General features: G+C 62.3%; 27 protein-coding genes. 14 read left to right on the top strand and 13 right to left on the bottom strand.

All coding sequences use genetic code 11. The annotated features are described in order from the left end of the window. Positions 1 to 201: 201 nt before the first annotated feature. The 4 genes from ASG68_RS03785 to ASG68_RS03800 all read right to left on the bottom strand — a co-directional run bounded on the left by ASG68_RS03785 (position 202) and on the right by ASG68_RS03800 (position 3,807). Positions 202 to 831 carry a nucleoside triphosphate hydrolase gene (locus ASG68_RS03785; protein ID WP_413813986.1) on the bottom strand — a complete coding sequence of 210 codons (630 nt, stop codon included), beginning with the start codon at positions 829 to 831 and terminating at the stop codon, positions 202 to 204. Between the two features lie 2 nt (positions 832 to 833). Further along, positions 834 to 1,607, bottom strand: coding sequence for an ATP-binding cassette domain-containing protein (locus ASG68_RS03790; protein ID WP_062583006.1), 774 nt, complete (start codon positions 1,605 to 1,607; stop codon positions 834 to 836). Further along, positions 1,607 to 2,665, bottom strand: a complete 1,059-nt coding sequence (locus ASG68_RS03795) for an ABC transporter permease (RefSeq protein ID WP_062583004.1) — start codon at positions 2,663 to 2,665, stop codon at positions 1,607 to 1,609. The genes ASG68_RS03790 and ASG68_RS03795 overlap by 1 nt, the downstream gene beginning before the upstream one ends. A 116-nt stretch (positions 2,666 to 2,781) precedes the next feature. Continuing rightward, a complete protein-coding gene (locus tag ASG68_RS03800) occupies positions 2,782 to 3,807 on the bottom strand; it encodes a sugar ABC transporter substrate-binding protein (protein WP_062583670.1) in 1,026 nt (341 codons plus the stop codon). Between the two features lie 306 nt (positions 3,808 to 4,113). Between ASG68_RS03800 and ASG68_RS03805 the strand changes: the two genes are divergently transcribed. Further along, complete coding sequence (locus tag ASG68_RS03805) at positions 4,114 to 5,346, top strand: ROK family transcriptional regulator (protein ID WP_062583002.1); 1,233 nt, start codon at positions 4,114 to 4,116, stop codon at positions 5,344 to 5,346. Beyond that, positions 5,346 to 5,774: an RbsD/FucU family protein gene (locus ASG68_RS03810; RefSeq protein WP_062583001.1), complete on the top strand. Its 429-nt coding sequence runs from the start codon at positions 5,346 to 5,348 to the stop codon at positions 5,772 to 5,774. Before ASG68_RS03805 ends, ASG68_RS03810 begins: the two co-directional genes overlap by 1 nt. A gap of 72 nt (positions 5,775 to 5,846) precedes the next feature. On the opposite strand, the gene ASG68_RS03815 is transcribed toward ASG68_RS03810, so the two are convergent. Next, positions 5,847 to 6,230 (bottom strand): DoxX family protein, encoded by a 384-nt coding sequence (locus tag ASG68_RS03815; RefSeq protein ID WP_062582999.1) that lies wholly within the window; start codon positions 6,228 to 6,230, stop codon positions 5,847 to 5,849. A 292-nt stretch (positions 6,231 to 6,522) separates the two neighbouring features. Between ASG68_RS03815 and ASG68_RS03820 the strand changes: the two genes are divergently transcribed. Both ASG68_RS03820 and ASG68_RS03825 read left to right on the top strand, forming a co-directional pair. Then, positions 6,523 to 7,227, top strand: coding sequence for a Crp/Fnr family transcriptional regulator (locus ASG68_RS03820; protein WP_062582997.1), 705 nt, complete (start codon positions 6,523 to 6,525; stop codon positions 7,225 to 7,227). 4 nt (positions 7,228 to 7,231) lie between these two features. Beyond that, positions 7,232 to 9,088, top strand: coding sequence for a CHASE2 domain-containing protein (locus ASG68_RS03825; RefSeq protein WP_062582995.1), 1,857 nt, complete (start codon positions 7,232 to 7,234; stop codon positions 9,086 to 9,088). 9 nt (positions 9,089 to 9,097) lie between these two features. On the opposite strand, the gene ASG68_RS03830 is transcribed toward ASG68_RS03825, so the two are convergent. Further along, entirely contained in the window at positions 9,098 to 9,721 is a 624-nt protein-coding gene (locus tag ASG68_RS03830; RefSeq protein ID WP_062583669.1) for a FecR domain-containing protein, read from the bottom strand. 218 nt (positions 9,722 to 9,939) lie between these two features. Here ASG68_RS03830 and ASG68_RS32940 point away from each other — a divergent pair, with 218 nt between their 5' ends. Then, entirely contained in the window at positions 9,940 to 10,830 is an 891-nt protein-coding gene (locus tag ASG68_RS32940) for a tetratricopeptide repeat protein (protein WP_082478466.1), read from the top strand. Between the two features lie 874 nt (positions 10,831 to 11,704). On the opposite strand, the gene ASG68_RS03840 is transcribed toward ASG68_RS32940, so the two are convergent. Genes ASG68_RS03840 through pxpB form a run of 3 tightly spaced genes read right to left on the bottom strand, consistent with a single transcriptional unit; the run spans position 11,705 to position 14,403 of the window. Then, on the bottom strand, positions 11,705 to 12,739 hold the full coding sequence (locus ASG68_RS03840) for a proline racemase family protein (RefSeq protein ID WP_062582993.1): 1,035 nt from the start codon (positions 12,737 to 12,739) through the stop codon (positions 11,705 to 11,707). Between the two features lie 24 nt (positions 12,740 to 12,763). Next, positions 12,764 to 13,741, bottom strand: a complete 978-nt coding sequence (locus ASG68_RS03845) for a biotin-dependent carboxyltransferase family protein (RefSeq protein ID WP_062582991.1) — start codon at positions 13,739 to 13,741, stop codon at positions 12,764 to 12,766. Then, positions 13,738 to 14,403 (bottom strand): 5-oxoprolinase subunit PxpB, encoded by a 666-nt coding sequence (pxpB, locus tag ASG68_RS03850; protein ID WP_244484084.1) that lies wholly within the window; start codon positions 14,401 to 14,403, stop codon positions 13,738 to 13,740. Before pxpB ends, ASG68_RS03845 begins: the two co-directional genes overlap by 4 nt. Positions 14,404 to 14,582: 179 nt before the next feature. Here pxpB and ASG68_RS03855 point away from each other — a divergent pair, with 179 nt between their 5' ends. From ASG68_RS03855 to ASG68_RS03870, 4 genes are all read left to right on the top strand, one after another. Continuing rightward, positions 14,583 to 15,356: a LamB/YcsF family protein gene (locus ASG68_RS03855; protein WP_082478467.1), complete on the top strand. Its 774-nt coding sequence runs from the start codon at positions 14,583 to 14,585 to the stop codon at positions 15,354 to 15,356. Next, entirely contained in the window at positions 15,356 to 15,829 is a 474-nt protein-coding gene (accB, locus tag ASG68_RS03860) for an acetyl-CoA carboxylase biotin carboxyl carrier protein (protein ID WP_062582990.1), read from the top strand. Before ASG68_RS03855 ends, accB begins: the two co-directional genes overlap by 1 nt. Before the next feature lie 4 nt (positions 15,830 to 15,833). After that, entirely contained in the window at positions 15,834 to 16,226 is a 393-nt protein-coding gene (locus ASG68_RS03865; protein WP_062582988.1) for a hypothetical protein, read from the top strand. A 96-nt stretch (positions 16,227 to 16,322) separates the two neighbouring features. Then, on the top strand, positions 16,323 to 17,129 hold the full coding sequence (locus tag ASG68_RS03870; protein WP_062582986.1) for a phosphodiesterase: 807 nt from the start codon (positions 16,323 to 16,325) through the stop codon (positions 17,127 to 17,129). Between the two features lie 20 nt (positions 17,130 to 17,149). Here the strand turns inward: ASG68_RS03870 and ASG68_RS03875 are convergent, their stop codons facing one another. Then, the gene (locus tag ASG68_RS03875) at positions 17,150 to 17,767 is read right to left on the bottom strand and encodes an MAPEG family protein (RefSeq protein ID WP_200943307.1); all 618 of its coding nucleotides are present in this window, start codon (positions 17,765 to 17,767) and stop codon (positions 17,150 to 17,152) included. A gap of 62 nt (positions 17,768 to 17,829) precedes the next feature. Between ASG68_RS03875 and ASG68_RS03880 the strand changes: the two genes are divergently transcribed. Both ASG68_RS03880 and putA read left to right on the top strand, forming a co-directional pair. Then, the gene (locus ASG68_RS03880) at positions 17,830 to 18,144 is read left to right on the top strand and encodes a YkgJ family cysteine cluster protein (RefSeq protein ID WP_062583666.1); all 315 of its coding nucleotides are present in this window, start codon (positions 17,830 to 17,832) and stop codon (positions 18,142 to 18,144) included. 186 nt (positions 18,145 to 18,330) lie between these two features. Beyond that, the gene (gene putA, locus ASG68_RS03885; RefSeq protein ID WP_062582983.1) at positions 18,331 to 22,026 is read left to right on the top strand and encodes a trifunctional transcriptional regulator/proline dehydrogenase/L-glutamate gamma-semialdehyde dehydrogenase; all 3,696 of its coding nucleotides are present in this window, start codon (positions 18,331 to 18,333) and stop codon (positions 22,024 to 22,026) included. Positions 22,027 to 22,143: 117 nt separating this feature from the next. On the opposite strand, the gene ASG68_RS03890 is transcribed toward putA, so the two are convergent. Both ASG68_RS03890 and ASG68_RS03895 read right to left on the bottom strand, forming a co-directional pair. Beyond that, positions 22,144 to 22,698, bottom strand: a complete 555-nt coding sequence (locus tag ASG68_RS03890) for a DUF6389 family protein (protein ID WP_082478468.1) — start codon at positions 22,696 to 22,698, stop codon at positions 22,144 to 22,146. A 21-nt stretch (positions 22,699 to 22,719) separates the two neighbouring features. Continuing rightward, positions 22,720 to 23,613, bottom strand: a complete 894-nt coding sequence (locus ASG68_RS03895; protein ID WP_062582981.1) for a LysR family transcriptional regulator — start codon at positions 23,611 to 23,613, stop codon at positions 22,720 to 22,722. A 110-nt stretch (positions 23,614 to 23,723) separates the two neighbouring features. Between ASG68_RS03895 and ASG68_RS03900 the strand changes: the two genes are divergently transcribed. Continuing rightward, complete coding sequence (locus ASG68_RS03900; RefSeq protein ID WP_062609137.1) at positions 23,724 to 24,554, top strand: SDR family oxidoreductase; 831 nt, start codon at positions 23,724 to 23,726, stop codon at positions 24,552 to 24,554. A gap of 196 nt (positions 24,555 to 24,750) precedes the next feature. Here the strand turns inward: ASG68_RS03900 and ASG68_RS03905 are convergent, their stop codons facing one another. Further along, positions 24,751 to 25,518 carry a MauE/DoxX family redox-associated membrane protein gene (locus ASG68_RS03905; RefSeq protein WP_062582977.1) on the bottom strand — a complete coding sequence of 256 codons (768 nt, stop codon included), beginning with the start codon at positions 25,516 to 25,518 and terminating at the stop codon, positions 24,751 to 24,753. Between the two features lie 75 nt (positions 25,519 to 25,593). Between ASG68_RS03905 and ASG68_RS03910 the strand changes: the two genes are divergently transcribed. Further along, the gene (locus ASG68_RS03910; protein WP_062582976.1) at positions 25,594 to 26,001 is read left to right on the top strand and encodes a MerR family DNA-binding protein; all 408 of its coding nucleotides are present in this window, start codon (positions 25,594 to 25,596) and stop codon (positions 25,999 to 26,001) included. A gap of 42 nt (positions 26,002 to 26,043) precedes the next feature. Next, complete coding sequence (locus ASG68_RS03915; protein WP_062582973.1) at positions 26,044 to 26,631, top strand: IMPACT family protein; 588 nt, start codon at positions 26,044 to 26,046, stop codon at positions 26,629 to 26,631. The last annotated feature ends 67 nt before the right edge of the window (positions 26,632 to 26,698 follow it).

Raw genomic sequence — 26,698 nt, forward strand, 5'->3', positions numbered from 1 at the left:
CCACTCTCCGTCATCCTCGCCCCTGTGGCGGGGATCCAGCGACCCGTCGGGTCAAAGGACTCGTCTCACCGCGCAGACGCGCAGTGGCTGGATTCCTGTGACAAGCGCAGGAATGACTGAAGAAATAGGCATCGTGCCCAGCCGTGTTCGGCCCTCCGATAGCATCATTCGCTCACCTGAAACAACAAAGGATCGCCGCGATCAGTTCGTTTCAAAAATCTCGATCGCGATATCCGCAGGCCGTGAATTGTCGATGATGCGTTTGCCGTTCGGCAGGTCGTTGCCGTAGAGCTTCCATTCGATACCAGCCGCATCGAGCCCATAGTGAATCCAGCGTTGGCGCAGCCGCTCTTCCAGCACCTCGTAGGATGGACCGACGAAGATCGTCAGGTCGAACATGCCGTCGAGCCGGGACCAGGGCGCCTCGTCGAGAAGCAGGTAGTTCCCCTCCGCCAGGATGATGCGGGTTTCCGGAGAAACCAAGCGGGCCGAGGCGATGGCGATTTCGCGTGAACGGTCGAAGACCGGTACCAGCACTTCCTCGTCCGCACGGCGCACGGCCGAGATGATATCGAAGAAGGCACGGACATCGAAGGTTTCCGGCGCGCCCTTGCGCTTCAAAAGGCCGCGCTCCTCCAGAATGCCGTTGTCCATGTGAAAGCCGTCCATCGGCAGGACGGCGGATTTTTCACCGCGCCGGGTCAATTCGTCCTGGAGCGCATCGGCAAGGGTGGATTTGCCGGCCCCGGGAGGGCCGGCAATGGCGACGATGAAGCGGGACGACTGCCCCGCCCTTTCGACGACCCGATCCGCAATCGCGGCAAGCGTCATGCTCATGCGGCGACGGCCTCTGTCGGCACTTTCGCGCCGGTCATGAAGGCAACCGCGTCCGACATCGAGTAATCCTTCGGATTGATCACGCAGAGGCGCTTGCCGAGCCGGTGGATATGGATGCGATCGGCCACTTCGAAGACATGCGGCATGTTGTGCGAGATCAGCACGATCGGCAGGCCGCGCGAACGAACGTCGAGGATGAGTTCGAGAACCTTGCGGCTCTCCTTCACCCCGAGTGCTGCCGTCGGTTCGTCGAGAATGATGACCTTGGAGCCGAAGGCGGCGGCGCGGGCCACGGCAACACCCTGGCGCTGGCCACCGGACAGCGTTTCCACCGCCTGGTTGATGTTCTGGATCGTCATCAGGCCAAGCTCGGAGAGCTTGTCACGGGCGATCTTTTCCATTTTCGGCCGGTCGAGCATGCGGAAGATCGATCCGAGCGGTCCCTGACGACGGATCTCTCGTCCGAGGAACATGTTGTCGGCGATCGACAGGGCCGGCGAAAGCGCCAGGTTCTGGTAGACGGTCTCGATGCCGGCCGCGCGGGCCTCCATCGGATTGGAGAACTGCACGACATTGCCGTCGAGGCGAATCTCCCCTTCGTCGGGCCGGATGGCCCCAGAGATCGCCTTGATCAGCGAGGATTTGCCGGCGCCGTTGTCGCCGATCACGGCGAGGATTTCGCCGGGATAGAGGTCGAAATCGGAATTGTCGAGCGCGGTGACACGACCGTAACGCTTGACGATGCCACGTGCGGTGAGGAGCGGTTCCATCAGCCTGCCACCTTTCTGATCCACTGGTCGATCGCGACCGCCGAGATGATGAGGACGCCGGTCAGGCCGACTTTCCATTGCGGGTCCGCGCCGAGCATGTTGAGGCCCATCGACACCACGCCGACGATCATGGCGCCGATCAGCGTGCCAAGGATCGAACCGCGTCCGCCGAAGAGCGAGATACCGCCGATCACGGCCGCAGTGATGGCCTGGAGGTTATAGTCGGTGACGGCCCATGAAGGCGAGATCGAACCGTTTCGGCCGATCGAGACCCAGGCGGCAAGCGCCGCGATCAGCCCGGCCAGCGTATAGGTTCCAAGCATGACGCGATCGACGCGGATACCGGAGAGCTTGGCTGCTTCCGGATCGTCGCCCACCGCATAGAGATGCCGTCCCCAAGCCGTATGGTTGAGCGCGTACCAGAGTGCCAGAACAAGCACGACCATGACGATGACGCCGAGCGTGAACACGGCCGACCCGATCTTGAAGCTCGTGCCGAACAGACCGAGCAGCGGCGCCGAGGTCTCGATGTCGGCCCGGCGGATCGTCTCATTCGCCGAATAGATGAAATTCGTCGCCATGATGATGTACCAGGTGCCGAGCGTCACGATGAACGGGGGCAGCTTCACCTTGGCAACGAGAAAGCCGTTGAGGAGACCACAGACCGCGCCGGTCAACATGCCAAGCGGAACCGCGAGCAAGGCCGGCAGGCCGTAGGTCACGGCACAATTGCCCATGACGACGGCGGACAGAACCATGATCACGCCGATCGACAGATCGATACCGGCAATCAGGATAACAAGCGTCTGGCCGGCGCCGAGGATGCCGACGACGGCGATCTGCTGCAGGATCAACGTCAGCGTGCCTGCCGTGAAGAAACGTTCGCCCTTCAGCACGCCGAAAACGATAATCGAGAGAATGAGAACGATGGCCGGCGTCGCGGCCGGTTTCGAATGAAGAAAATGCTGAACGCGATGGATCATCGACTGGTGCTCGAAAGTGGCGACCGATGTGTCGCTCTTGTCGAGTACCTTCTCGAATTCCTGGATGCTGGCCATAAATCCCTCCCAAGGGTCGGAAACCGTCCCGGCCTATGGTGCCGGTTATGCCGGTTTGAAAAAGGGCGGCCGAGACCGCCCTTCACGTGAGATAGTGAACCTAATGTTCAGGGGTATCAACCCCAGCACTTGTCCGTGCCGGTCTTCACGTCGATCGACTCGACGCCAGCTGCCGGCTTGTCGGTGACCAGCGCCACGCCGGTATCGAAGAAGTCCTTGCCTTCCGTCGGCTTCGGCTTGGTGCCGTCCTTGGCATAGGCAGCGATGGCCTCGATGCCGAGAGATGCCATCAGCAGCGGATACTGCTGCGAGGTGGCGCCGATGACGCCTTCGGCGACCGACTTGACACCCGGGCAACCGCCGTCGACCGACACGATCAGAACGTCCTTTTCCTTGCCGACAGCCTTCAGCGCTTCATAGGCGCCGACCGCAGCCGGTTCGTTGATCGTGTGAATAACGTTGATGTCCGGATCCTTCTGGAGAAGGTTTTCCATGGCGGTACGGCCACCTTCTTCGTTGCCGTTCGTCACGTCGTGGCCGACGATGCGCGGATCATCCTCGTCGCCGATCTTGTTCGGGTCCTTCGGGTCGATGCCGAAACCGATCATGAAGCCCTGGTCGCGAAGCACGTCAACGGTCGGCTGCGAGGGAACGAGATCGAGGAAGCCGATCTTGGCATCCTTGGCCTTGTCGCCGAGCGTTGCAGCGGCCCAGGCGCCGATCAGCTTGCCGGCCTGCAGGTTGTCGGTGGCGAAGGTCGCGTCAGCGGCCGTGCCCGGATCCAGCGGCGTGTCGAGTGCGATGACCAGCAGGCCGGCATCCTGTGCCTTCTTGACCTGCTCGACAATCGCCTTCGTGTCGGAAGCGGCGATCAGGATACCCTTCGCGCCATCGGCAATGCAGGACTCGATCGCGGCAACCTGGCTGTCATGGTCACCGTCGACCTTGCCGGCGTAGGACTTGAGATCAACGCCCAGTTCCTTTGCCTTGGCTTCAGCGCCTTCCTTCATCTTGACGAAGAAGGGGTTGGTATCGGTCTTGGTGATCAGGCAAGCCGAAACGTCGGCGGCCTGTGCCGGAGCGGCGAAAACGACGCCAAGCGCCAGCGCGCCGAGAGCGGCGGAAACAATAGTCTTCTTCATGAAATCCTCCCAAGGATTGAACACTGGAGCCGGTTTTCCCAGCCCCGTCAGGCCTCGCCCACCGCAACACTTTCCTCCGCCGCGGTTGGCGCTTCCGGGCATAAAACAAACACCAAAAACAGACCCTGTCAATAAATAAATCAAATTGAATTATTATTGTAATGTGGCATTCTCTGCGCAGAGAATGTGCATTCGCCATCTATTGGTGCAGTGCACATATAAGAAAATGGCAATGAAGGCGCGATCCGCCAAACGACCCGGAACCCCAATCCGGGCAGTGGATCGCACCGGTGGAGGAACCGGGGAATGACATCACAAGCCGATGCCGGCAGTGCATCGACGGCGCCGGACGTGATCGATCCCGCCGGCGGCGCAAACCTGACGCGGGTGCGCGCCTACAACGAACGGTTGGTCATGTCGCTGGTGCGCCGTCACGGCAGCCTATCCAAGGCCGACATCGCCCGCCGCTCCGGCCTCTCGGCCCAGACGGTTACCGTCATCATGCGGGCGCTGGAAAAGGACGACCTGCTGATGCGGGGCGAGCCTGTGCGCGGCAAGGTCGGCCAGCCGTCGATCCCGATGCGGCTCAATCCGGATGCGGTCTATTCCTACGGCGTCAAGATCGGCCGGCGCAGTTGCGACCTCGTTCTCATGGATTTCGTTGGCAATATCCGCCTGCAACTGCACCAGATCCACGCCTATCCGATGCCGGAGGAAATCCTCGCCTTCATCACCGAAGGCATCCCGAAACTCGAAAAAATGCTGACGGAGGAACAGAAAAGCCGGATTGCCGGCGTCGGCATAGCGACGCCATTCCAGCTCTGGAGCTGGGCTGGGGAAACCGGCGCACCAACAGAAAAGATGAACGCCTGGCGCGGCTTCGACCTGCGCGAAGAGGTGGCGGCGCGAACGCATCACCCGGTTCTTTTGCAAAACGATGCAACCAGCGCCTGCGGTGCCGAACTCATCTTCGGCGTCGGCTCCAGCTATCCGGACTTCATCTATTTCTACATCGGATCCTTCATCGGCGGCGGCATCGTGCTCAATTCCTCGCTGTTTTCCGGGCGCACCGGAACGGCGGGGGCCGTCGGGCCGCTGCAGGTCTCCGACAGGAATGGCAAACCGCAGCAGCTCCTGAAGATCGCCTCGATCTTCGTCCTCGAAAATCTCCTGCGCGACAAGGGCATCGACCCCAAACCGCTGTGGTATTCGGCCGATGAATGGATCGATTTCGGCGAGCCGCTGGAGACCTGGATCCAACTGACGGCCGCAGCCCTTGCCCAAGCGATCGTTTCGTCCGCCTCGATCATCGATTTCGGCGCTGCCGTGATCGATGGCGGCTTTCCCGGCTGGGTGCGCGAGCGCATCGTTGCCGCCATCCGCAAGGCTGCCGGCGACCTCGACCTCGAAGGCGTCATCCTGCCCGAGATCATCGAGGGCGCGGTCGGCGCCCAAGCGCGCGCCATCGGCGGGGCCAGCCTGCCGCTGTTTTCCCGCTATCTCATCGACACCAACGTTCTCTTCAAGGAGACAGCCTGATGCTGAAAGGTCTGAACCCGCTTCTGAGCCCGGAGCTCCTTGCAACACTGCGCGCCATGGGCCATGGCGACGAGATCGCCCTTGTGGATGGGAACTATCCGGGCCTGGAACATGGCCGGCGGCTGATCCGCATGGACGGCCATCATCTCATCCCCGTTCTCGACGCCATTCTCAGCGTCATGCCGATCGACGATTTCGTGCCGGAAGCGATCTTTCGCGCCACGGTGAAGCAGGACCGTGACGCGCTGGATCCAGTCCACAAGGATATCGTCAGCTGCTGCGCTCGGCATGAACCAGACCGCACCGTCGTTCCGCTGCTCGGCCCTGATTTCTATCCGCGCGTCAGGGCAGCGCACACCGTCGTGCAGACGAGCGAGCCGAGGCTCTATGGCAATGTCATCCTGCGCAAGGGCGTCATCTACCCCTGAGCTTCACCGCAGACACGGAAAAGCCCGCCAACGTTTCCATCGGCGGGCTTTGTCATGTCTGTTCACCAGCGATCAGGCGCGCTTTGCGTCAACCGAGAGGGCACCGGCGCCGAAGGTGGCGAGAACCAGGAAGCCACCGGCGATGGCGAGGTTCTTCATGAAGTGGATGTCGTTGCCGGCAACCGAGAAGTCACCATGACCGACGAAGGCGGTGGCGACGCAGAAGAGCGCCAGGAGATAGGCGACCGGACGGGTGAAGAGACCGATGAGGATCGCGATACCGCCGAGCAGTTCGACTGCGGTGACGATGATGGCGGTGACCATCGGCAGCGGCAGGCCCATACTGCCGAAATAGCCGGCGGTGCCGCCGAGCGCGGTCAGCTTGCCGTAGCCGGCGGTGATGAAGAGGATAGAGAGGAGAATGCGTCCGACGAGGACGACGACGTTCTGCTGCATTGGGAAAAACTCCGGTTTGGGTTCGTTGTTGACGCTAGATTTATCAGCAAATCCAAATTCATCCAGACCGCGGGCACGAAACAGATTGTTCACAATAACAAAACAGCTGGGCTAGATCGTCAATAGAGCGCACTTTACGGCGAAAGCTCGGAACGCGAGGGATGAGTCTCGCGCGCAATCGCAATCGATCCAGCGTTTAACCGGGTATCAGCGGTGTTTTCTGTTGCAACACCGCAAAGACTGCGAGAAGAATTTCTGCGCGGCAGAATTAGTGTGTGCACGGGGGTGAAGTATGAGTGAGGTCAACAAGAGTCCTGCCTTCTGGCGTTCCTTTCCGATCTTCGAGGAGTTCGACAAGGAAACCGTTGCAGCGATCGCCGCACTTGCCACCTACCGCAAATGGACTGCCGGAACCGTCATCTTCCAGCGCGGTGACGAGGGCAATTACATGATTGCCGTCCTGTCCGGCCGCATCAAGCTCACGCTGATCACGCCACAGGGACGCGAACTCCTGTTGCGGCACATCGAGGCCGGCGCCCTGTTCGGGGAGATGGCGATCCTCGACAACCAGCCACGTTCGGCTGATGCCACCGCGATCACGGCGACCGAGGGCTATGTCATCGGCAAGAAGGCCTTTCTCGATTTCATCACCCACACGCCCAACGCCGCCGAATCGATCATCCGCTATCTCTGCTCGCAACTGCGCGACACGACGGACCGGCTGGAAACAATCGCGCTCTATGACCTGAACGCGCGTGTCGCACGCTTCTTCCTGGCAACCCTGAGGCAGATCCACGGCAACGAACTGCCGGAAAGCGCCAATCTGCGCCTGACGCTCAGCCAGTCCGACATTGCCGGCATTCTCGGCGCCAGCCGCCCGAAGGTGAACCGCGCCATCCTTGCGCTGGAGGAAAGCGGGGCGATCAAGCGGGCCGATGGCGTCATCACCTGCCATATCGGCCGGCTGCAGAAGATTGCGGAACCGGAAGAGGAATGAGGTCTTGAAAAGCCTTCGCCTGAGCCGGATCAAGCCGCTGTTCGCCGGAATAGCGGCCAGCATCCTGAGCGCGCTCCTGCTGTTCTTCTATGCCAGTGACGCGGTGGAAACCCAGCGCGAACAGTTCTTCGATACTCTAACCCAATGGGCGCCTGCGCCTCAATCCGATCAGATCGTCGTCATCGACGTCGATCGCAAGGCGGTTCAGCAGACGGCGGAGAAAAACTGGAGCCGGAACGAGACGGCCGAACTGCTGACCCGGCTGTCGAAGGCTGGCGCAAAGGCGGTCGCGATCGATTTCATCTTCAGCACGGCCTGCGATCCATCCGAAGCCGCGAATGCCGCGCTCACCAAAGGCATTTCCGCCGTTCCCGTCATCCTCGGCTTCCTGATCGCCGAAGGCGGAGTCGAACATCCCTCCCCTGTTCCGCCGGTCGCGGTCCGCAGGCCGGTCGCCATTCCTGATCTCTGGTTCATCGATGGCGCGGAGGCATCCTGCCGCTTCCTGCAGGACGCGTCGCGGTCTGCCGCCGCCGCGTTTCTCGTCGGCGACGAGGATGCCCGCATTCGCCGCGTCCAAGCCTATACGATCATCGGCAACGACGCCTATCCGACGCTGGGCATTGAGGCCGCGCGTCTCGCCACCGGCGCCCGCACACCGATTCTTGGCGGTGAGCCCGCCTGGCTGAAGCTGGAAACCCGCGTGATCGAACTCGATGAAGACGGCAGCATGCGGTTTGCCGCAAGCCCGATCGCAGCGCTGGATGCACGCACGGTTTCGGCCGGCGACGTGCTGAGCGGCGAAACGCCGGATTCCCGTTTCAAGGACAAGACGGTCTTCATCGGCAGCAGCATGCCCAATCTCGGCGGCCTGCGCCCAACGGCCTCAATGCCGCTGGAGCCATCCGTGCAGATCCATGCCGATATCGCTAACGCGGTCCTCACCGGCTTCATCCCCCGTCGCGACGCGCGCCTGCCAATGTTCGAGGCGGCGATCGCGCTGATCGGCGGGCTGCTGGTGGCGCTTGTCGCGACCCGCCTCAGACCGGTGACCTCGGTTGCGCTCGGCCTGCTGGCAATCTCGGCGACCATCGGCGCGGCGACGGCAATCTATGCCTCCTCTGCCCTGCTGCTCGATGCCGTCTCGATCAGCGCGGCGCTGGTCTTCGTCCTCGTCATTACCAGCACGCTGCAATTTGCCCGCGTCCGCCGGGCGGAATCGGCCGCCCGCAGCAAGTTCTCGCAATATCTGCCGCAATCCGTCGTGGCCCGCTATATCGACAATCCCGATGACGACCGTGTCGCCGGCGAGGAGCGGCCCGTCACGGCGCTGTTCACCGATATCGAGGGCTTCTCGACGTTATCGCAAAAGCTGTCGCCGCGCGATCTGGTGACCCTGCTCGATATCTATTACGCCGAGGTCAACGGCCTCGTGGCCACCCATGGCGGCATGGTGGACAAGGTGGTGGGCGACGCCGTGCACGCCTTCTTCAATGCGCCTGAGGATCTGGAAGACCACGTCAACAAGGCGATCGATTGCGCCGAGGCCATCCGCGTCCTGACGGAGGAAATGCGCCGGCGGCCGGGTTTCGTCGAACATGGCTTCGGCCGCACCCGCATCGGCATCGAGACGGGCATCGCCGTGCTCGGCGAGGTTGGAGCCGGCGGCAAGCTGGATTACACGGCACACGGCGACGCCATCAATCTGGCGGCGCGGCTTCAGGAGGCCAACAAATTCCTCGGCACGGCGATCTGCGTCGGCCCGGAAGCGTCCGTCCAGAGCGGCCGCAAGCTGCGCTCTGTCGGCATGCACGAAATCCGCGGCTTCGGCGAGATGGAACTCTTCACCACTGAAGCCTGAGAATATCAATCAGCGCTTGAGGCCGACGCTGGCATAGGCCTCGACGATCCGGGCCTCTTTCCACTTGACTGTCTCGGTCGGGGCGTCACCCGGCTTGGCAATCTCGATGCCTTCACCGGCGCCGACCAGCCGCTGGACGCCGCCGCCCTCGACCGACACCTGGCCGTGTTCGACAAACACCGCGAAGACGCCGCGATTGGGGCCGGCGAAGAATTTCGTGCCGCGCACGCCGATCATGCCGAAGGTGGTGCGCAGCGCCAGGTCGATCTTCGGCAGGCCTTCCGGCCGGTCGAACACCATCTGGCCCATACCGAGCTCCATCGTGCCGCCCTGGCTGGCGATGAAGCTGTCGAGCAGCAATTCCGTCTTGCTGCCCAGCAGGATACGGGTATCGCCTTCCAGCGCCAGATCGGCAAAGCTTTCGCTGCCGGTCACCACGTAATCATTGTTCATGATGTCGCCGCCGGCGGACAGGCCTTCCTTCTTCTCAGCCCGTTTCAGGTCGACCTCGCCCCGTATGTCCGAGGCCTTGCCGATAACTGTGCTGGCCCGCGACGGAATGGCTGCAAAGCCTCCGGCAGCCACCACACAACCGGCCATGAAGGTCCGGCGTCCGATCAGACCTTGCCGCAGCAGATTGAACTCTCGCGTCATTGTCCTTGCTCCTTTTAACAACCCGGCTTCCCGAAACACTCCTGAGACCAAAGCCCGCTTCCGCAGTACCCGTCCAGAATGCCGCTTTGACCGGCGTAATTCCGTTATCCGCCCCGGCCTCTCCAGATGCTGTTTCCCACGGAACAGCCGCCGGCCGGCTCAGCCCATAGGTTGGCACAAACACAAAGGAGAACGCCATGAAAAACGGAACCAGCAAGCGAATTTCGGCAGTCAACGCGATCCTGCTCACCGCCGTGAGCCTGCTGTCGATCGCGGCGATCGCCATTCCCTCCGCGCACGCCGCCTCGCCGCTGCTCCCCGCCGACCAGTGCGATGCGGAGACAGGCAGCGAACACGACCTGCAACGCAACATGTCCTTTCGGCCCGTTGCGACCGAGGATCTGCGCATCGGCGTCGCTCTTTCGGCTTGCCGCGAAGCCTATAACCAGGGAAGCGGTCCCCGCCAGACCTTTCAACTCGCCCGCGTGCTCGATGCCGCCGGCCAGCGGGCGCAATCCATGGCGATGCTCGAAGAGGCGGTCGAAGGCGACCATGCGCTCGCGATGGTGAACTATGCCGTCATGATCGGCGAGCGTGGCGACCACGAGAAGGAATTCGCGCTTTACCAGAAGGCCGCGGCGGCCGGCAACATCCTCGCCGCCTACAATGTCGGCGTTGCCTATCGCGATGGCGTCGGCACCGAGGTGAACGGCGCGCTCGCTGCCCAATGGTTCGCCCGCGCATCCGCCGCCAAGGATGGCCTCGGCGCCTTCAATCTGGCTGTTCTTCTCGACGAGGGCACGCTGATCCCGGAAGACAACCGCAAGGCCGCCGAATTCTACAAGCTCGCCGCCGATCGCGGCAATGTCGATGCCATGGTCAATCTCGGCCTGATGCTGGAAAGCGGCGAAGGCATGAGCCCCGACCCGGAAGCCGCCCTTTCCATGTTCGCCATGGCCGCGAAAAAGGGCGACGCCTTTGCCCAGGACAAGATCGCACCGCAGCCGGTCGATACCGCGACGACGGCCAGCATCGAACCGAGCGAACAGGCCAGCATGGTTCTGGCGAAAACGAGCCGTATCAAGTGAGATTGCGGCCGCCTTTCTCCCCCTCGGTGGGGGAGAAAGCAATTTCAACTTTTAGCTTCAAGCTAAGTGTTAGAAATTGCAAGAGAGGGAGTCGGCAGTGGACCAAGAAGCAATCCTCTCACTAGCAGTCAACACCTCGCCAAACCGGGGATCATCTCAAGCCGAGAGGTCACGGCAGTTTTACCTCTCCCCCAGTGGGAGAGGACACAAAATCAACATCTTAGCTTTAGCTAAGTGTTAGATTTTGTTGGTGAGGGGATCTCGGCCGAACGACGAAATCCCCGCCTCGCAAACCCGTGCCATCATCATCCCGTTCCGCCAAAGGATACGCTGCCAGGCGTGGCAGTGAGGCGGGGCCGGTGCCGGATGGGGACAGACGTAAGCCCTTGTCCGGTGGATTGGCAGAAAGTGGTTTCCCTCCCGTTTGAAACACGATCGGGGCGTGCCTGTGAGGCACACAACAGACGTGGTCCCCCGAAAGGGGTGCCGTTCTGGCAGAGAAACCGAAGTTGCCCGTCGACCAACACTGAACGGGGCGCTGGAAGGCGTCATATATAATTACTTCGTCAGCGGCACTTTCCAGCGCCCCGGCCAAGGAGAATGGAATTGACCAAACCACGACGGATTTCCGGGCGTGGCTGATGGTGTTGCAATCCATTCTTTGAGGGCAAATCTATTGCATGCGGAGCAAAGACCCCCTCTGGCCTGCCGGCCATCTCCCCCACAAGGGGGGAGAGACCCAGCCGCCGAACTCGCGCTCCAGAAGACGGGCAGAGCGGCAGTTTAAGCCCCTCCCCCTTGTGGGGAGGGGTTGGGGAGGGGTCTTTCCCACATGCGACCACCCTTCCATTGAGAGGAAATCAATATCAGCCCCTCACCTGATCTCCCCAGCTTGCGGCCCCCAAGTGTCCGTGATCGCAAACCCCTCCGCGAGCGGATCGGTCGGATCAAGTGACACCTGATGCAGACCGAAGGTCCAGCCGCGCCCGGAGATGGTCGGGATGATGGCGGGACGGCCGGCGACTTCGGTGACGCTTTCGAGACCCACCTCGAACTCGGAGCCGATGATCGAGCGCGACTTGAAGGTGTCGCCCACCTTGGCCAGCCCGCGCGCATGCAAGGTTGCGAGATTGGCCGAACTGCCGGTGCCGCAGGGCGAGCGATCGACGCGGCCCGGCCACATCGTCGTGCAGGTGCGTACCGTGCCGTCGGCCTCCGTATCGCGGAACATTACATAGGCCACGCCCTTGATCTCGGGGATTTCCGGATGGACGACCGGGATGGTGCGGTTGACCAGATCCTTCAGCTTCATCCCGGCCTCGACGATCGCGCGGGCATTCGCCTTGTCGATGGTGGTGCCGATCTGCGCGACATCGACCAGCGCATAGAAAATGCCGCCATAGCAGATATCCATCTTGATCCGGCCCCATTCGGGCGTCTCGACCTCGACATCCAGCTCATGCACGAAAGACGGCACCATGGTGAGCTTCACCCGCTCGCAGCGTCCATCCCGGCAGGTCGCCGTCGCCTTGACGAGGCCGGCGGCAGTGTCGAGCATCACAACCGTTTCCGGCTCCTTCATTTCGACCATGCCGGATTCGAGCAGCGCCGTAGTCACGCAGATCGAGTTGGAGCCGGAACTGGCATGCGCCTGATCCGCCTGCAGGATGACGAAACCGAAATCCGCCTCGGGACGCTTGGCCGGCAGCAGCAGGTTGACCGAGCCGATCGAGGCGGCACGCGGCTCGAGGCAGAGAAACCGGCGCAGGCTGTCATCGACCGTGTTGATATGGTTCAACTGTTCGGCGATCGTATTGCCCGGGATCTTCGGCACGCCGCCGATCGCGACCTTGCCGATTTCACCTTCGCAATGAACATCCAGCAACTGGATCGTGCGTTTCCATCTCATCGTTTCACTCCGGATTTCAAGGAATTACATCCAGCCGCGCATCAGGCTTGCGGCGGCGGCAAGGTCGGTCATGAACGCCCGCTCCTTCGCCAGCGCCGCGACGGCCGTATCGCGATCAGTCATTTCAAACCGCAGCCGTGCGCCGACCGGCGCCTGCGCCAGCTTCCACAGGTCCGCCTCGATCACATTCGCGATTTTAGGATAGCCGCCGCAGGTATTGGCTTCCGCAAGCTGGATGATCGGCTGGCCGTTCGGCGGCACCTGCACCGTGCCGGGCATGATGCCGTGCGAGAACAGTTCCAGCTTGCGCGTCAGCTGCAGGTCGGGGCCGCTGAGGCGATAGCCCATGCGATTGGCGTCATTGGTAATCGACCACTCCGCCTGCGTGAAATGGTCGATCGCTTCCGCTGTAAACGTATCATATTCCGCACTGGGCAGGACGCGCATGACGACCGGATCATCCTTGCCGATAGCAGGCCCGCGCAGCCCGGTGGGGTCGGCGCCGAAACCCGCTTCCATCTTCAACCGCTTGCGCGGCCCATCCACCAGCGACAGCCGGTCGCCGCGATTGAGGCCACGCCCCTCCAGTCCACCGAAGGCACTCTTCAAATCGGTGGCCCGCGAACCGAGCACGAGCGGAACATCGATGCCACCCTGGAACGCCAGGACCGCACGGGCGCCGGAACGCGGCAGGCCGAGCGTCAGAACGTCGCCTGCCACGGCATTCATCGCCCACCAGCCCGGCACCTCACGGTCGCCAATCCGTGCCGGGCAATCGGCACCGGCAAACGCAAAAACCGTATCGCGTTCGAACCGCAACCGGAATGGAAACAGAGCAATCTCGATGCCGGCCGCATGCCGATCGTTACCAGCAAGCAGGTTGGCCACTTCGAGTGCAGGCAAATCCATGGCGCCGGAGCGACCGACGCCGGCGTCGAGATAGCCGGTGCGGCCGAGATCCTGCACGGAATTGACCGCGCCGGTGGAGAGGATTTCGATCATGCCTTCACCTCGACGACGCGAAAGCGGATGCGGTCACCGGGGCGGCAGGCGGCAGGCGGATCGCGCAGCGGATCGAACAGGGGAACCTCCGTCCGGCCGATAATGTGCCAGCCGGAAGGTGCCGTGCAGGGCATGATGCCGGCCTGCGCACCACCGATGATCACCGAGCCGATCTCAACCTTCATGCGCGGCACCGCCCGGCGCGGCATGGCGAGTTGTGGATCGAGCCCCGACAGATAGACGAAGCCCGGCATGGCCCCCACAGCAGCAACGGAATAGACGGCATCGGAATGGCGGCGAACCACCTCTTCGACACTCAGACCTGCGTGATTTGCCAGCGAAACCAGATCCTCACCCGTCTCGCCGCCATAGACGACGGGGATATCGACATCGCGGCCTGCCACGGCATCCGGCACCACCGTGAGCCATGCCTCCAGCAACTGCTTTTCAGCCTTCACCGGTGCCAGCGCCAGCGGATCGAACACGATCATCAGGTTGTTCATGCCGGGAACCGTCTCGGCAACGCCATCCAGCGCCGCCATGGCAGCGGCAACCGCCCAGATTCGCGCTTGGACGGCATCGGAAAACACCGCACCGGCCGCATCGAGGAGGATCGCGCCGGCGCCTTCCATGCTCAATCTGGGAGAGACAATCTCGGTCAAAGGGATTTCCGCTACGAGAATTTCGACGCCATCGTGATATATCAGCTTTTCTGGTTTGCCTAGCCGCTGCCGCATCAGTAGCACGGATTCCGTGGTTGGAAGCAGACCGGCATTATTCCCAGCACCCGGCATATCGGCTAGGATCGGGGCAAATCATTCCTGCAAAAACTGGAAAACCGTTGAACACCAAACCCTTGAGCATCGACCTCAATTCCGACATGGCCGAAGGCTTCGGCGCCTACCGGATGGGCGATGACGATGCGATCCTGAAGATCGTTACCTCTGCCAACATTGCCTGTGGCTTCCACGGCGGCGATCCGGAGATCATGGCGACGACCTTTGCGCTGGCCAGGGAACGCGGCGTGGCGGTCGGCGCGCATCCCGGCTTTCCCGATCTCTGGGGCTTCGGCCGCCGCAATATTCCCTTCACGCCCGGCGAGATCGAGCGCCTCGTCGCCTATCAGATCGGCGCGGCACAGGCGATGTCAGCCTATGCCGGACACCCGATCACCCATGTGAAGGCCCATGGCGCGCTCGGCAATCTCACCCAGCAGAATGCCGAGGTGGCGATGGCCGTTAACCGCGCCATCAAGGCAGTCGATTCCTCGCTGATTTGCTTGGTGATTGCGCTCGGTCACCAGCAGCGGCAGGCGAACGAGATGGGTCTGAAAACGGCCTCGGAAATCTTTGCCGACCGTGCCTATACCGAGGAAGGCTATCTCGTCGATCGCAAGATCGCCGGCTCCGTCATCCACGATCCCGCCGAGGCCGCCGCCCGCGTCATCCGCATGGTGCGCGCCGGTGCGATCGAAACCATCACCGGCAAAAGCATCGCGACACCGATCGATTCGATTTGCGTCCACAGCGACACACCCGCCGCCGTCACCATCGCCGCGACCGTTCGCCAAGGCCTTGAGGCCGATGGCATCGCGGTGAAGAACTTCCTGTCCTGATGCCGGGCGAAAGCGAAGAAATCATGGATCTCGACCTTATCGAACGACTGATGCGGCTTCTCGAAAGCTCCGATGTCAACGAGCTGGAAGTCAGCGAAAACGGCATGCGCATCCGCCTGTCGAAAACCGCCACGCAACCCGCCAGGGCACAGGCGTCAAGCGCCGCATCGGCTTCCGCAACGGATGGAAACGCAAGCGCGCCGGCGTCTGCCTCATCGGTCAAGTCGAAGGACCACGTCGTTGTCGCCGGCCTGCCCGGCACATTCTACCGCTCGCCGCTGCCCGGCGAGCTGCCCTTCGTTCAGGTCGGTGACACCGTCGAGGACGGCCGCAAGCTCGCGATCATCGAGGCGATGAAGATGATGAACCCGGTGGAGGCCGATTGCGCCGGAACCATCACCGCCATCCATCTTGAGGACGGCGCAGCAGTGGCGGCAGGCGTGCCGCTATTCACCATTGCCCGGAGCGCCTGACGCCATGACGAGCGAGGATATCGGGCGCATCATCACGCTGATGGAACGGCATGGCATTGCTGTCTTCGACTATGAGCACGGTTCTACCGAGCTTCATCTCACGCTCGGCAGCGAGAGCAATATCGAAGCCGCCGAACCGCAGCCGGCCGGAACCGTCGGGCCGGATGTGCTGCGCTCGCCTGCAGTGGGTAACCTATTGCTTACTCATCCAGCGACAGAATCAACATCCAATCCCTTGCCGCGCCGTGCGGCCGCCGGCGATGTCGTTGCCTATATCCGCACGGGCCTGACCTTGCGCGCCGTCGTCGCGAAACAGGATTGTCTGCTTCTTCGGACATTGGTCGAGAACGGCGCTGGCGTCGGCTATGACGACGCGCTGTTCGAAATCACGCCCTGATCCCATTCTCCCAATTATGTTGCTTGACCCGGCAAGGTTGTACCGACAGCCTTGGGACGTTCATTAGCCCTTCCTTTCTCAACCGGATTTCCCCACATGACAAAGCTGATCGTCTTCACCGACCTGCATATGGTGCCAGAGGGCAAGTCGATCATCGGGCTTGATCCGTTTCAGCGGCTGGCCGCCGGGATCGATCATGTCAACCGCTACCATGCCGATGCGGACCGGGTGATCTTCATGGGGGACCTGACACACAGGGCCGACCGGGCTTCCTACGAACGCCTGAAGGGGTTGCTTGACCGTTTCGTGCCGCCGATTGCCATTACCATCGGCAACCATGACCGGCGCGACGTCTTTCTGGAGACGTTCAAGACCTGTCCAACCGACGAAAATGGCTTCGTCCAGCAGGCCATCGATTTCCCCGACTGCCGGGTGCTTCTCCTCGACACGCTGTTTGCGCCGCCCTATTCCTATCCCAACAGCCATGCCGGCCTGCTTTGCGATGCCCGGCTGGGCTGGCTCGACGAGCAACTGGAAAGCGCGGGGGAGAAGCCCGTCATGCTGTTCATGCACCACCCACCGCATGCGACGGGCTTTACCGGCATGGACATGATCCGTCTGGTCAACGAGGTGGAATTTTACGACCTGGTGAAACGCTACGGCAACGTCCTCCACATCTTTGCCGGCCATGTCCATCGGACGATTTCCGGTTCCAGCCGCGGCATTCCGTTCTCGGTTTTCAAGAGCCCGGTCCACCAGCAGCCCATGCCCTTCCATTCGCCCGACGCCTCCCTCTCTGTCGACGAACCCGCCGCCTATGGCATCGTCGTCCTGACGGACACCGGCGTTTTGGTGCACACGGAGGATTACGAGATTGCGGTCAGGGAAGCGGCGGTGGCGTGAGGCGGCCCAGGGCCCGACAATCAACCGGTAAAAAACGTCCAGACGCGATTCACGAGGATCAGGAAAAGCATCACGACCGTAGGGTAAAATGTGAGCGCGAAGCCGAGGGCGCGTGCTGGAGCGCCGCGCGCATAGCCGCGCCAAAAGAGCATGCGGCCGGCAAAAAACAGGATGGCAGCCACCGGGACCGCAGCCTGCCAGCGCCACGGCATAACGGCTGCCCAGATGAGATGGGTCGCAAGCGCGAGAACCACCTGCTCCAGGGAATTCTGGAGAACCGACTGGAGCACCTTGGCGGTGGACGTCCCTTCGGAAAGCCCGCTGCCATCGATATCCGAAGGCGTGAAGAACCGATGGCGCGCAAGAGCGGCTATGGATGCGGCAAGCCACACCACCACCAGGACGTCCCATTGAAGCGTATGAACAATTGCCGAGACGGCGTCGGTACTTTCCGGAAGGAGCGCGCCAGGCGCAAAAACGATCGAGACTGACACAGCGAGCAAGGCAGAAGCCAAGCCACCCATCATGCCCCAGAACACTCCGCGCTGTTTTTCAGTGAGCATCAACACTGGGTCTTCGTATCGTTGTGACGAGATCCAGTCGTAACAAGACGGTTGAGCTCGTTCAAGGCTCGTCAATGCGTTACCATGGTGACGTCAGCCATTCCGTTCCCCCGCAATTTCCGCTACCCTTCCTGCCCATGACCATTGCCGTTCCCACAGAAGATTTCGATTGCCAGAGTTGTGGCGCATGCTGCAGCTATTCCGAGGACTGGCCGCGTTTTTCGCTGGAAACGGACGAGGAATTGGAGAAAATCCCGGCGGAGTTTGTTTCGGCCGATCTGGGCGGCATGCGTTGCGCGGACAATCGCTGTTCGGCACTGGACGGCACGCTCGGCGTCCATGTCGGCTGCAAGATCTACGTGGTCCGGCCGATCGTCTGTCGCACCTGCATGCCGGGGGATGACGAATGCCTGATGGCGCGCCATGCACTGTCGCAAAAGGTCATGCTCTGACCTCCGATCGTCCGGCGTGATTTCTCGATCGCCGCATCTCTCGCGGCAAGCGCAACTGTTTTCGGTGAAACATCCGGACGAACCGTTATTTTACCGGATGGTCATCCGGCGACCTCTGACCTAATTTGCGCCCATCATATCCGGGCCTCGTCCGCGCGCCCGACAGTTTCGAAGAGGGATGATTCGATGAGCCAGCCGCACCTGCAACAGACCACCGAGACCGCGCCCGCTGCCTTCGACCATTTTGCCCCACCGATTGCCGAGCAAACGCCGCTGCGCCAAGCGATCACCGCCGCCTATCGCCGGCCGGAAACCGAATGCCTGCCGCCACTGGTTGCCGCCGCCACCCTGCCTGAAGACGTCCGTTCGCGCGCCCAGACGACCGCCCGCAAGCTGATCACCGCACTGCGTGCCAAGCACAAGGGCTCGGGCGTCGAGGGGCTGGTGCATGAATATTCGCTGTCGAGCCAGGAAGGCGTGGCGCTGATGTGCCTGGCCGAAGCGCTGCTGCGCATTCCAGACACCGCGACCCGCGATGCGCTGATCCGCGACAAGATTTCCGAGGGAGACTGGAAGTCCCATATCGGCGGCGGCAAGTCGCTGTTCGTCAATGCCGCCACCTGGGGCCTCGTCGTCACCGGCAAGCTGACCTCCACCGTCAACGACCGCAGCCTCTCCGCCGCCTTGACCCGCCTGATCGCCCGCGCCGGCGAACCGGTGATCCGGCGCGGCGTCGACATGGCCATGCGCATGATGGGCGAGCAGTTCGTCACCGGCGAGACGATCGACGAGGCGATCAAGCGCTCCAAGCCGCTGGAAGCCCGGGGTTTCCGCTATTCCTACGACATGCTGGGCGAAGCCGCGACGACGGCCGCCGACGCCAAGCGCTATTATGCGGACTACGAGAACGCCATCCACGCGATCGGCAAGGCTTCCGCCGGCCGCGGCATCCATGAAGGCCCCGGCATCTCGATCAAGCTGTCGGCCCTGCATCCGCGTTATGTCCGCGCCCAGTCGGCCCGCGTCATGAGCGAATTGTTGCCGAAGGTGAAGGCGCTGGCGCTGATTGCCAAGAGCTACGATATCGGTCTCAACATCGATGCCGAGGAAGCCGACCGGCTGGAACTGTCGCTGGATCTCCTCGAAGCCCTGCGCCTCGACCCCGCTTTGTCCGGCTGGAACGGCATGGGCTTCGTCGTCCAGGCCTATGGCAAGCGCTGCCCCTTCGTGCTCGATTTCATCATCGACCTCGCCCGTCGCTCCGGTCACCGGATGATGGTGCGCCTCGTCAAGGGCGCCTATTGGGATGCCGAGATCAAGCGCGCCCAAGTCGACGGCCTCGATGGTTTCCCGGTCTATACCCGCAAGATCTACACCGACATTTCCTACATCGCCTGCGCCCGCAAGCTGCTGGATGCGACCGATGTCATCTTCCCGCAGTTCGCCACCCACAATGCCCAGTCGCTGGCGACGATCTACGAAATGGCCGGCTCCGATTTCAAGGTCGGCAAATACGAGTTCCAGTGCCTGCACGGCATGGGCGAACCGCTCTATGACGAGGTGGTCGGCAAGGCCAATCTCGACCGTCCCTGCCGCATCTATGCGCCTGTTGGAACCCATGAGACACTGCTCGCCTATCTCGTCCGCCGCCTCTTGGAAAACGGCGCCAATTCCTCCTTCGTCAACCGCATCGCCGATCCGGCCGTCTCCATCGACGAGCTGATCGCCGACCCGGTCGATGCCGTACGGTCCATGCTGGTCATGGGCGCGCAGCACGACCGGATCAAGCTGCCGGTCGATCTCTATGCCGGCCGCAGCAATTCGGCGGGCCTGGACCTCTCCAACGAAAATTCGTTGTCGATGCTCTCGGATGCGCTGAAGGCGAGCGCTGCCATCGACTGGACGGCGGCGCCGCATCTCTGCGCCGAAAAGCTGCGCGGCGAAGCGCGCCCGGTGCTGAACCCCGGCGATCACCGCGATGTCGTCGGTTCCGTCGTCGAGACCGCCGAGGACGATGCCCGCCGCGCAGTCGAGATCGCGCTGGCCGAGGGTGCAAAGTGGAGCACTGTCGCGCCCGCCGAGCGCGCCCAATGCCTGGTGCGCGCCGCCGACCTGATGCAGGCCCGCATGCCGACGCTGCTCGGCCTGATCGTCCGTGAGGCCGGCAAGTCGCTGCCGAACGCCATTGCCGAAGTTCGAGAAGCCATCGATTTCCTGCGCTACTATGCCGAACAGGCGACCCGTACGTTTGGCCCTGCCCACCAAGCGCTCGGTCCGATCGTCTGCATCAGCCCGTGGAATTTTCCGCTGGCGATCTTTGCCGGCCAGATCACGGCCGCCCTCGTCGCCGGCAATCCGGTGCTGGCCAAGCCCGCCGAAGAGACCCCGCTGATTGCCGCCGAAGGTGTGCGCATCCTGCACGAGGCTGGCATTCCGCCGGAAGCGCTGCAACTGCTGCCGGGTGATGGGCGCGTCGGTGCTGCCCTTGTCGGCGCGCCGAACATTGCCGGCGTGATGTTCACCGGCTCGACCGAGGTCGCTCGCCTGATCCAGGCGCAGCTCGCCGATCGCCTGTCGCCATCCGGCAAGCCGATCCCGTTGATCGCCGAAACCGGTGGCCAGAACGCCATGATTGTTGACAGCTCGGCCCTTGCCGAACAGGTCGTCGGCGATGTCATCGCGTCGGCCTTCGACAGCGCCGGCCAGCGCTGCTCGGCGCTGCGCGTTCTGTGCCTGCAGGACGATGTCGCCGACCGCGTTCTGACCATGCTGAAGGGTGCGCTGCACGAACTCGATATCGGCCGCACCGATCGCCTCGCCGTCGATGTCGGGCCGGTGATCACGGCGGAAGCCAAAGGCATCATCGAAAAGCATATCGAGGCCATGCGCGGCATCGGCGCCAAGGTCGAGCAGATCGCCCTGTCGCCGGCCACGGCTGAGGGTACCTTCGTGCCGCCGACGATCATCGAGCTGAAGCAGCTTTCCGATCTGAAGCGCGAGGTCTTCGGTCCGGTCCTGCATGTCCTGCGCTACGAGCGCGACGATCTCGACCGGCTGATCGACGATATCAACGCCACCGGTTACGGTCTCACCTTCGGCCTGCATACGCGCCTCGACGAGACGATCGCGCATGTCACCTCGCGGGTGAAGGCCGGCAATCTCTATGTGAACCGCAACATCATCGGCGCCGTCGTCGGCGTGCAGCCGTTCGGCGGACGCGGTCTCTCGGGGACAGGCCCGAAGGCCGGCGGCCCGCTCTATCTCGGCCGTCTCGTTACCACGCCGCCGGTGCCGCCGCAGCACGCCTCGGTGCATACCGATCCGGTCCTGCTCGATTTCGCCCGCTGGCTGGACAGCAAGGGACTGAAGGCGCAGGCGGTGGAAGCCCGCGAAACCGGCAGCCAGTCGGCCCTCGGCCTGACGACGGAGCTCGACGGCCCCGTCGGCGAGCGCAACATCTATGCCCTGCATCCGCGCGGCCGCATCCTGCTCGCACCGGAAACGGCCGACGGTCTCTACCGCCAGCTGGCGGCCGTCTTCGCAACCGGCAACACCGCCGTGGTCGACACCACGTCCGGCCTCAAGGAAGCGCTCTCGACCCTGCCGGCAACTGTTGCCGCCCGCGTCTCCTATACCGCCGACTGGCGCATGGACGTGCCCTTCGCCGGCGCGCTGATCGAAGGGGAGGCAAGCCGCGTTCGCGCCGCCAACAAAAAGATCGCCGCCCTGCCCGGCCCGCTCGTCCTCGTCCAGGCTGCATCCTCGGCAGAACTCGAGCGAAACCCGGACGCCTATTGCCTCAACTGGCTGTTGGAGGAAGTTTCCACCAGCGTCAACACGGCGGCTGCCGGGGGGAATGCGAGCTTGATGTCTATTGGGTGAGGAAAATTTTCCGTGAGGGGAGGCAACGCCCTCCCTCATCTGATTAAATGACCGCAAGCGGCCAAGGCTGCCAAAGATTATCATTCTGAAGACACTGTGAGCACATTGGGGCAGGACTTATGGAAGCAGCGGTTTACGCGATATAGTTCCGTAGCCTTCTTCCCCAAACACATAGCCAGGCAGGCCGACACCCCCGCTTTGCGACCAGAGCTTTTCTACCCACGTCATGCAGACATCCACAATAACGTCGTTCACGCAGAACAAGGTTTCACCAGGATCAAACATGGGAACATCTGGCTGCATCCGACCATCAATACATTTAACCGAGAATAAGACGCGGTAGGGCTGTATTGCCTTGTTGAGCACATAAAGGTCAGGCCCATCCAAATGGACGACAACATCAAAGAAACCCTCTCCATCTTGTCCCGGATGAATCCCGATCTCAAATTGCCGCGCTTGTTTTGGAAGTGATTGCTTGATGGCATTCAGTTGCGATAACGCGGGCTGAGTATGGACCATTAAGATGCTCTGAAGCAGAGTATTGTATTTTTCTTCTGTTAACATTTGACGGATCTCGTTTTTGGTAGACCAACGCACGGGCGCCATTTTTTCTTTTATCGCAGTATAACGACGTCTCGCGCTAACCGATATGATTTCGCGAACCCTCGTCATCTGCAAGACGATCTCAAGCCTTCACCCCACCCCCCTCATCACATCGATGAACGCCCTGAGCCCCGGCGGCACATGCCGGTGGCCGGGATAGTAGAGGAACAGGCCGGGGATCGCCGGGCACCAGTCGTTGAGGACGGTGACGAGCCGGCCCTCGCGGAGATAGGCCTCGGCCGCCTTGTCCGAGACATAGGCGATGCCCAGCCCCTGCGCCGCCGCCTCGCACATCAGGTCGAGATGGTCGAGCATCAGCGCGCCGGAGACGTCGATGTTCAGTTCCTGCCCGTGTTTTTCGAACTCCCAGCGGAACAGCTTGCCGCTTGGCATGCGGAAGCGGATGCAGGTGTGGTGTTTCAGGTCATCCGGTGTCTGCGGTGCATTGTGGTGAGCGAGATAATTGGGAGAGGCGACGGTGATGAACCGCGCCTTGCCGCCGAAGCGCACGGCGATCATGTCCTGCGGCACCGCCTCGCCCAGCCGCACGCCAGCGTCGAAGCCCTCGGCGACGATATCGACCAGACGGCCTTCCGTGACCATATCCAAGACCATGTCCGGAAACCGTGCGAGGAAGGCCGGGACGACGGTCTTCATCAGGACGCGGCCGGCGATCTCGCTGGTGTTGATGCGCAGCGTTCCGCTGGGGCGATCACGGAACACCTCCACCTCCTCCAGCGCCCGGTCGAGATCGCGCAGCACCGGCTGCAGCCGCGTCACCAGCCGGTCTCCAGCCTCGGTGGGCGACACGCTGCGGGTGGTTCGATGCAGAAGGCGCACGCCCATGTTCGCCTCCAGCGTCCGCATCATATGGCTGAGCGTCGAGGGCGACAGGCCGAGTTCATCCGCCGCCTTGCGGAAGCTGGCATGGCGGACAATGGCGGCAAAGGCGGTGAGATCGCCGAGGGCGGGCTTGCTATTCATGGGTTATTTTCACCAACACATCCAATATTGCGCCGATAGTAACATGAATTGATTCGCTTATCTTCTCCTTATCGACGCTGCAGATCGCGGCGAACACAGAGGAGACTACGATGCAAAAGACCTGGTTCATCACCGGCACCTCATCCGGCTTCGGCCGGATCATGACCGAAAAGCTTCTGGCGCGCGGCGACCGCGTGTTTGCCACGTTGCGCAAGGTGAAGGCGCTCGACAACCTGAAGGCGGCGCATGGCGACAGCCTGCACGTGGCGCAGCTTGATGTTACCGACACGGCGGCAGTTCGCCGGGCCATCGACGAGGCCTTCGCGTTTTTCGGGCGCATCGACGTCATCGTCAGCAATGCCGGCTACGGCCTGTTCGGCGCCGCCGAGGAAGCAACCGACGAACAGATCCGGCACCAGCTCGACACCAATGTAATCGGCTCGATCCAGGTGATCCGCGCCGCCCTGCCACATCTGCGCGCCCAGGGTGGCGGACGTATCCTGCAGGTCTCGTCCGAAGGCGGGCAGATCGTCTATCCGAATTTCAGCCTCTACCACACGAGCAAATGGGCAATCGATGGCTTCGTCGAGGCAGTGTCACTGGAGGTGGCGCCTTTCGGCATCCAGTTCACCCTGGTCGAGCCCGGCCCGTCCCGCACCGACTTCGCCAAGGGCATCGTCAGCCCGCCGCCGATGGCCGTCTATGACGATACGCCTGCCGGCGAAATTCGCCGAGCCGTCACGTCGGGCGCGTTCGTCGCCAATGGCGACCCGGTCAAGATGAGCATGGCGATGATAGAGGCCGCCGACCGTCCGGTCGCGCCGAAACGGCTGGCGCTCGGTAGCGGCAGCTATGCCTCGATCCGGGCGGCGCTGGAAAGCCGGCTGGCCGAACTGGAGGTTGAGAAGCACATCACGCTTGCGGTGGATGTCGATGGTTGAGTTGATCGTTTAAGGCGTCAGGGGACGAGCCCGTTACGTAAGAAAAAATCCCTCTCTGGCCTGTCGGCCATCTCCCCCACAAGGGGGGAGAGGCCCGTTTCCGACCACGGACAGGGCGGCAGGCTAAGCCCCTCCCCCTTGTGGGGAGGGGTTTGGGGAGAGGACTACCATACGCGCAATAGCCTTGACACGAGTCTCATCCCATATGCCCCGCCGACACCGACATCACCAGCATCCATACCGCCATGGCGATCATCATCAGGTTTTCCGTCAGCGAGATGAAACCGAGCGGCACGTTGCTGCCGCCGCCGACACAGGCGCATTTCAGCTCTCGCTTGTCGATATAGACGGCCTTGAAGACGGAGACTGCACCAATCGTGCCGATGAACAGCGCGACGGGGATGGAAATCCAGTTCAGGGCGCCGGCGATCATCAGGATACCGGCGCCGGCCTCGGCGAACGGATAGACGTAGCCGTAGCGCACCCAGCGCTTGGCCAGCAGGTCATAGTTCAGGAACATCGTCGAAAAGCTCTCGATATCTTGCAGCTTCAGCATGGCCAGGATCGCCATCGAGAAGGCGATGAACCATTCCGCGGCCCGGATGGTCAGGACCGTGCCGAAGCTGGCATAGCTCGTCGCCAGCGCCATCAGGGCGGCGATCGCGAAGACAGCCAGAACCGGGCGGTAGGTCACCGCTTTCGGATCACGCACCGTCTTGCCGAAGAAGCGCCGCGTATCGTCATAGCCTCCAACGCGGCTACCATCGATGAAAACTTGTGGCGTCGTTTTCACCTGATGCTCTGCCTTGAATGCATCGGTTTCCTCGCGCGTCTTCAGCCAATGGTCTTCGACTTCGTAGCCCTCGCGTTCCAGAAGATCCTTAGCCTTCAGCCCATAGGGGCAGGTGTGCTTGGGCATCACCATCCGGTAGAGAACGGCCTTTCGGCTTGCTGATTTCAACATGATGCAATCTTTCAGGGGTTGGGTATTGCGTGACTGCACCCCATATAGGTTCCGTACCATAGTACGGAGTCAAGAATGTCGACCATGACAATTGCAAAGCTGGCGCGCGAAGGTGGCGTGGGCGTGGAGACCGTTCGTTATTACCAGCGACGCGGCCTGTTGGAACTGCCGGAGCGGGAGGGTGGCGGTGGCTTGCGCGGCAATGTCCGCCGCTATGGCGAAGCCGATATCCGCCGCCTGCGTTTCATCCGCTCGGCACAGGCCGCTGGCTTCACGCTGGAGCAGATCGGCGAACTGATCGACCTCGACGCCACCGAGGACCGGGCACGGGCGCGCGCCCTTGCCAACCAGCGCATCGTGGCGCTCGATGAGAAGATCGCCGAGCTTCAGGCCGCGCGAAAGGCCCTGCACCGGCTGGCCCACGACTGCGCCCATGGGAAAGCCGGGCCATGCCCGATCCTGACCGCTTTCGATGGTGATTGAAGCAATTGCCGGGACGCTGCCGCTCGGCTACATCAGCGCAACATGTTGACCCTTTGCGCCACCGAAACCTTCAGCCAGGACATCAAGAAGAGCCGCTTCATCGCGATCTACGGCCCCGTGTCCGATGAGCAGGAGGCGAAGGATTTCATTGCCGCCCATTCCGATCCGGCGGCAAACCACAATTGCTGGGCCTGGCGCATCGGTCAGGTCTATCGCTTCAACGATGACGGCGAGCCGAGCGGCACTGCCGGCAAACCGATCCTGCAGGCAATCGATGGCCAGGGGCTGGATCATGTCGCCGTCGTCGTCATCCGCTGGTTCGGCGGCATCCTGCTGGGCAGCGGCGGGCTGATCCGCGCCTATGGTGGGACGGCGGCGATGGGGCTGCGGGCGGCCGAGAAGACCGAGGTGATCGAGACCGACGGTGCGACCATCGCCTGCGACTTTTCCGACCTTGCCATCGTCAAGGCACGGCTGGCTTCGAATGGTGTCATCATCTCGGCGGAGAATTTTACCGGCACCGGCGCAATTCTCGACGTGCAAATGGCCAAGCCGCTGCGTGAGACGGTCCGGGCCATGGTTCGCGATCTGACGCGGGGTCGCGCGGAGATGCGCTTTGATGACGAATAGACTTTCAGCTTTGTCACAATCGGCTTAGAAAGCCCGGCTAAATACAATTCCACCGGACATAACAGGC

The organism is Rhizobium sp. Leaf453 (assembly GCF_001425605.1).
GTDB lineage: Bacteria > Pseudomonadota > Alphaproteobacteria > Rhizobiales > Rhizobiaceae > Pararhizobium.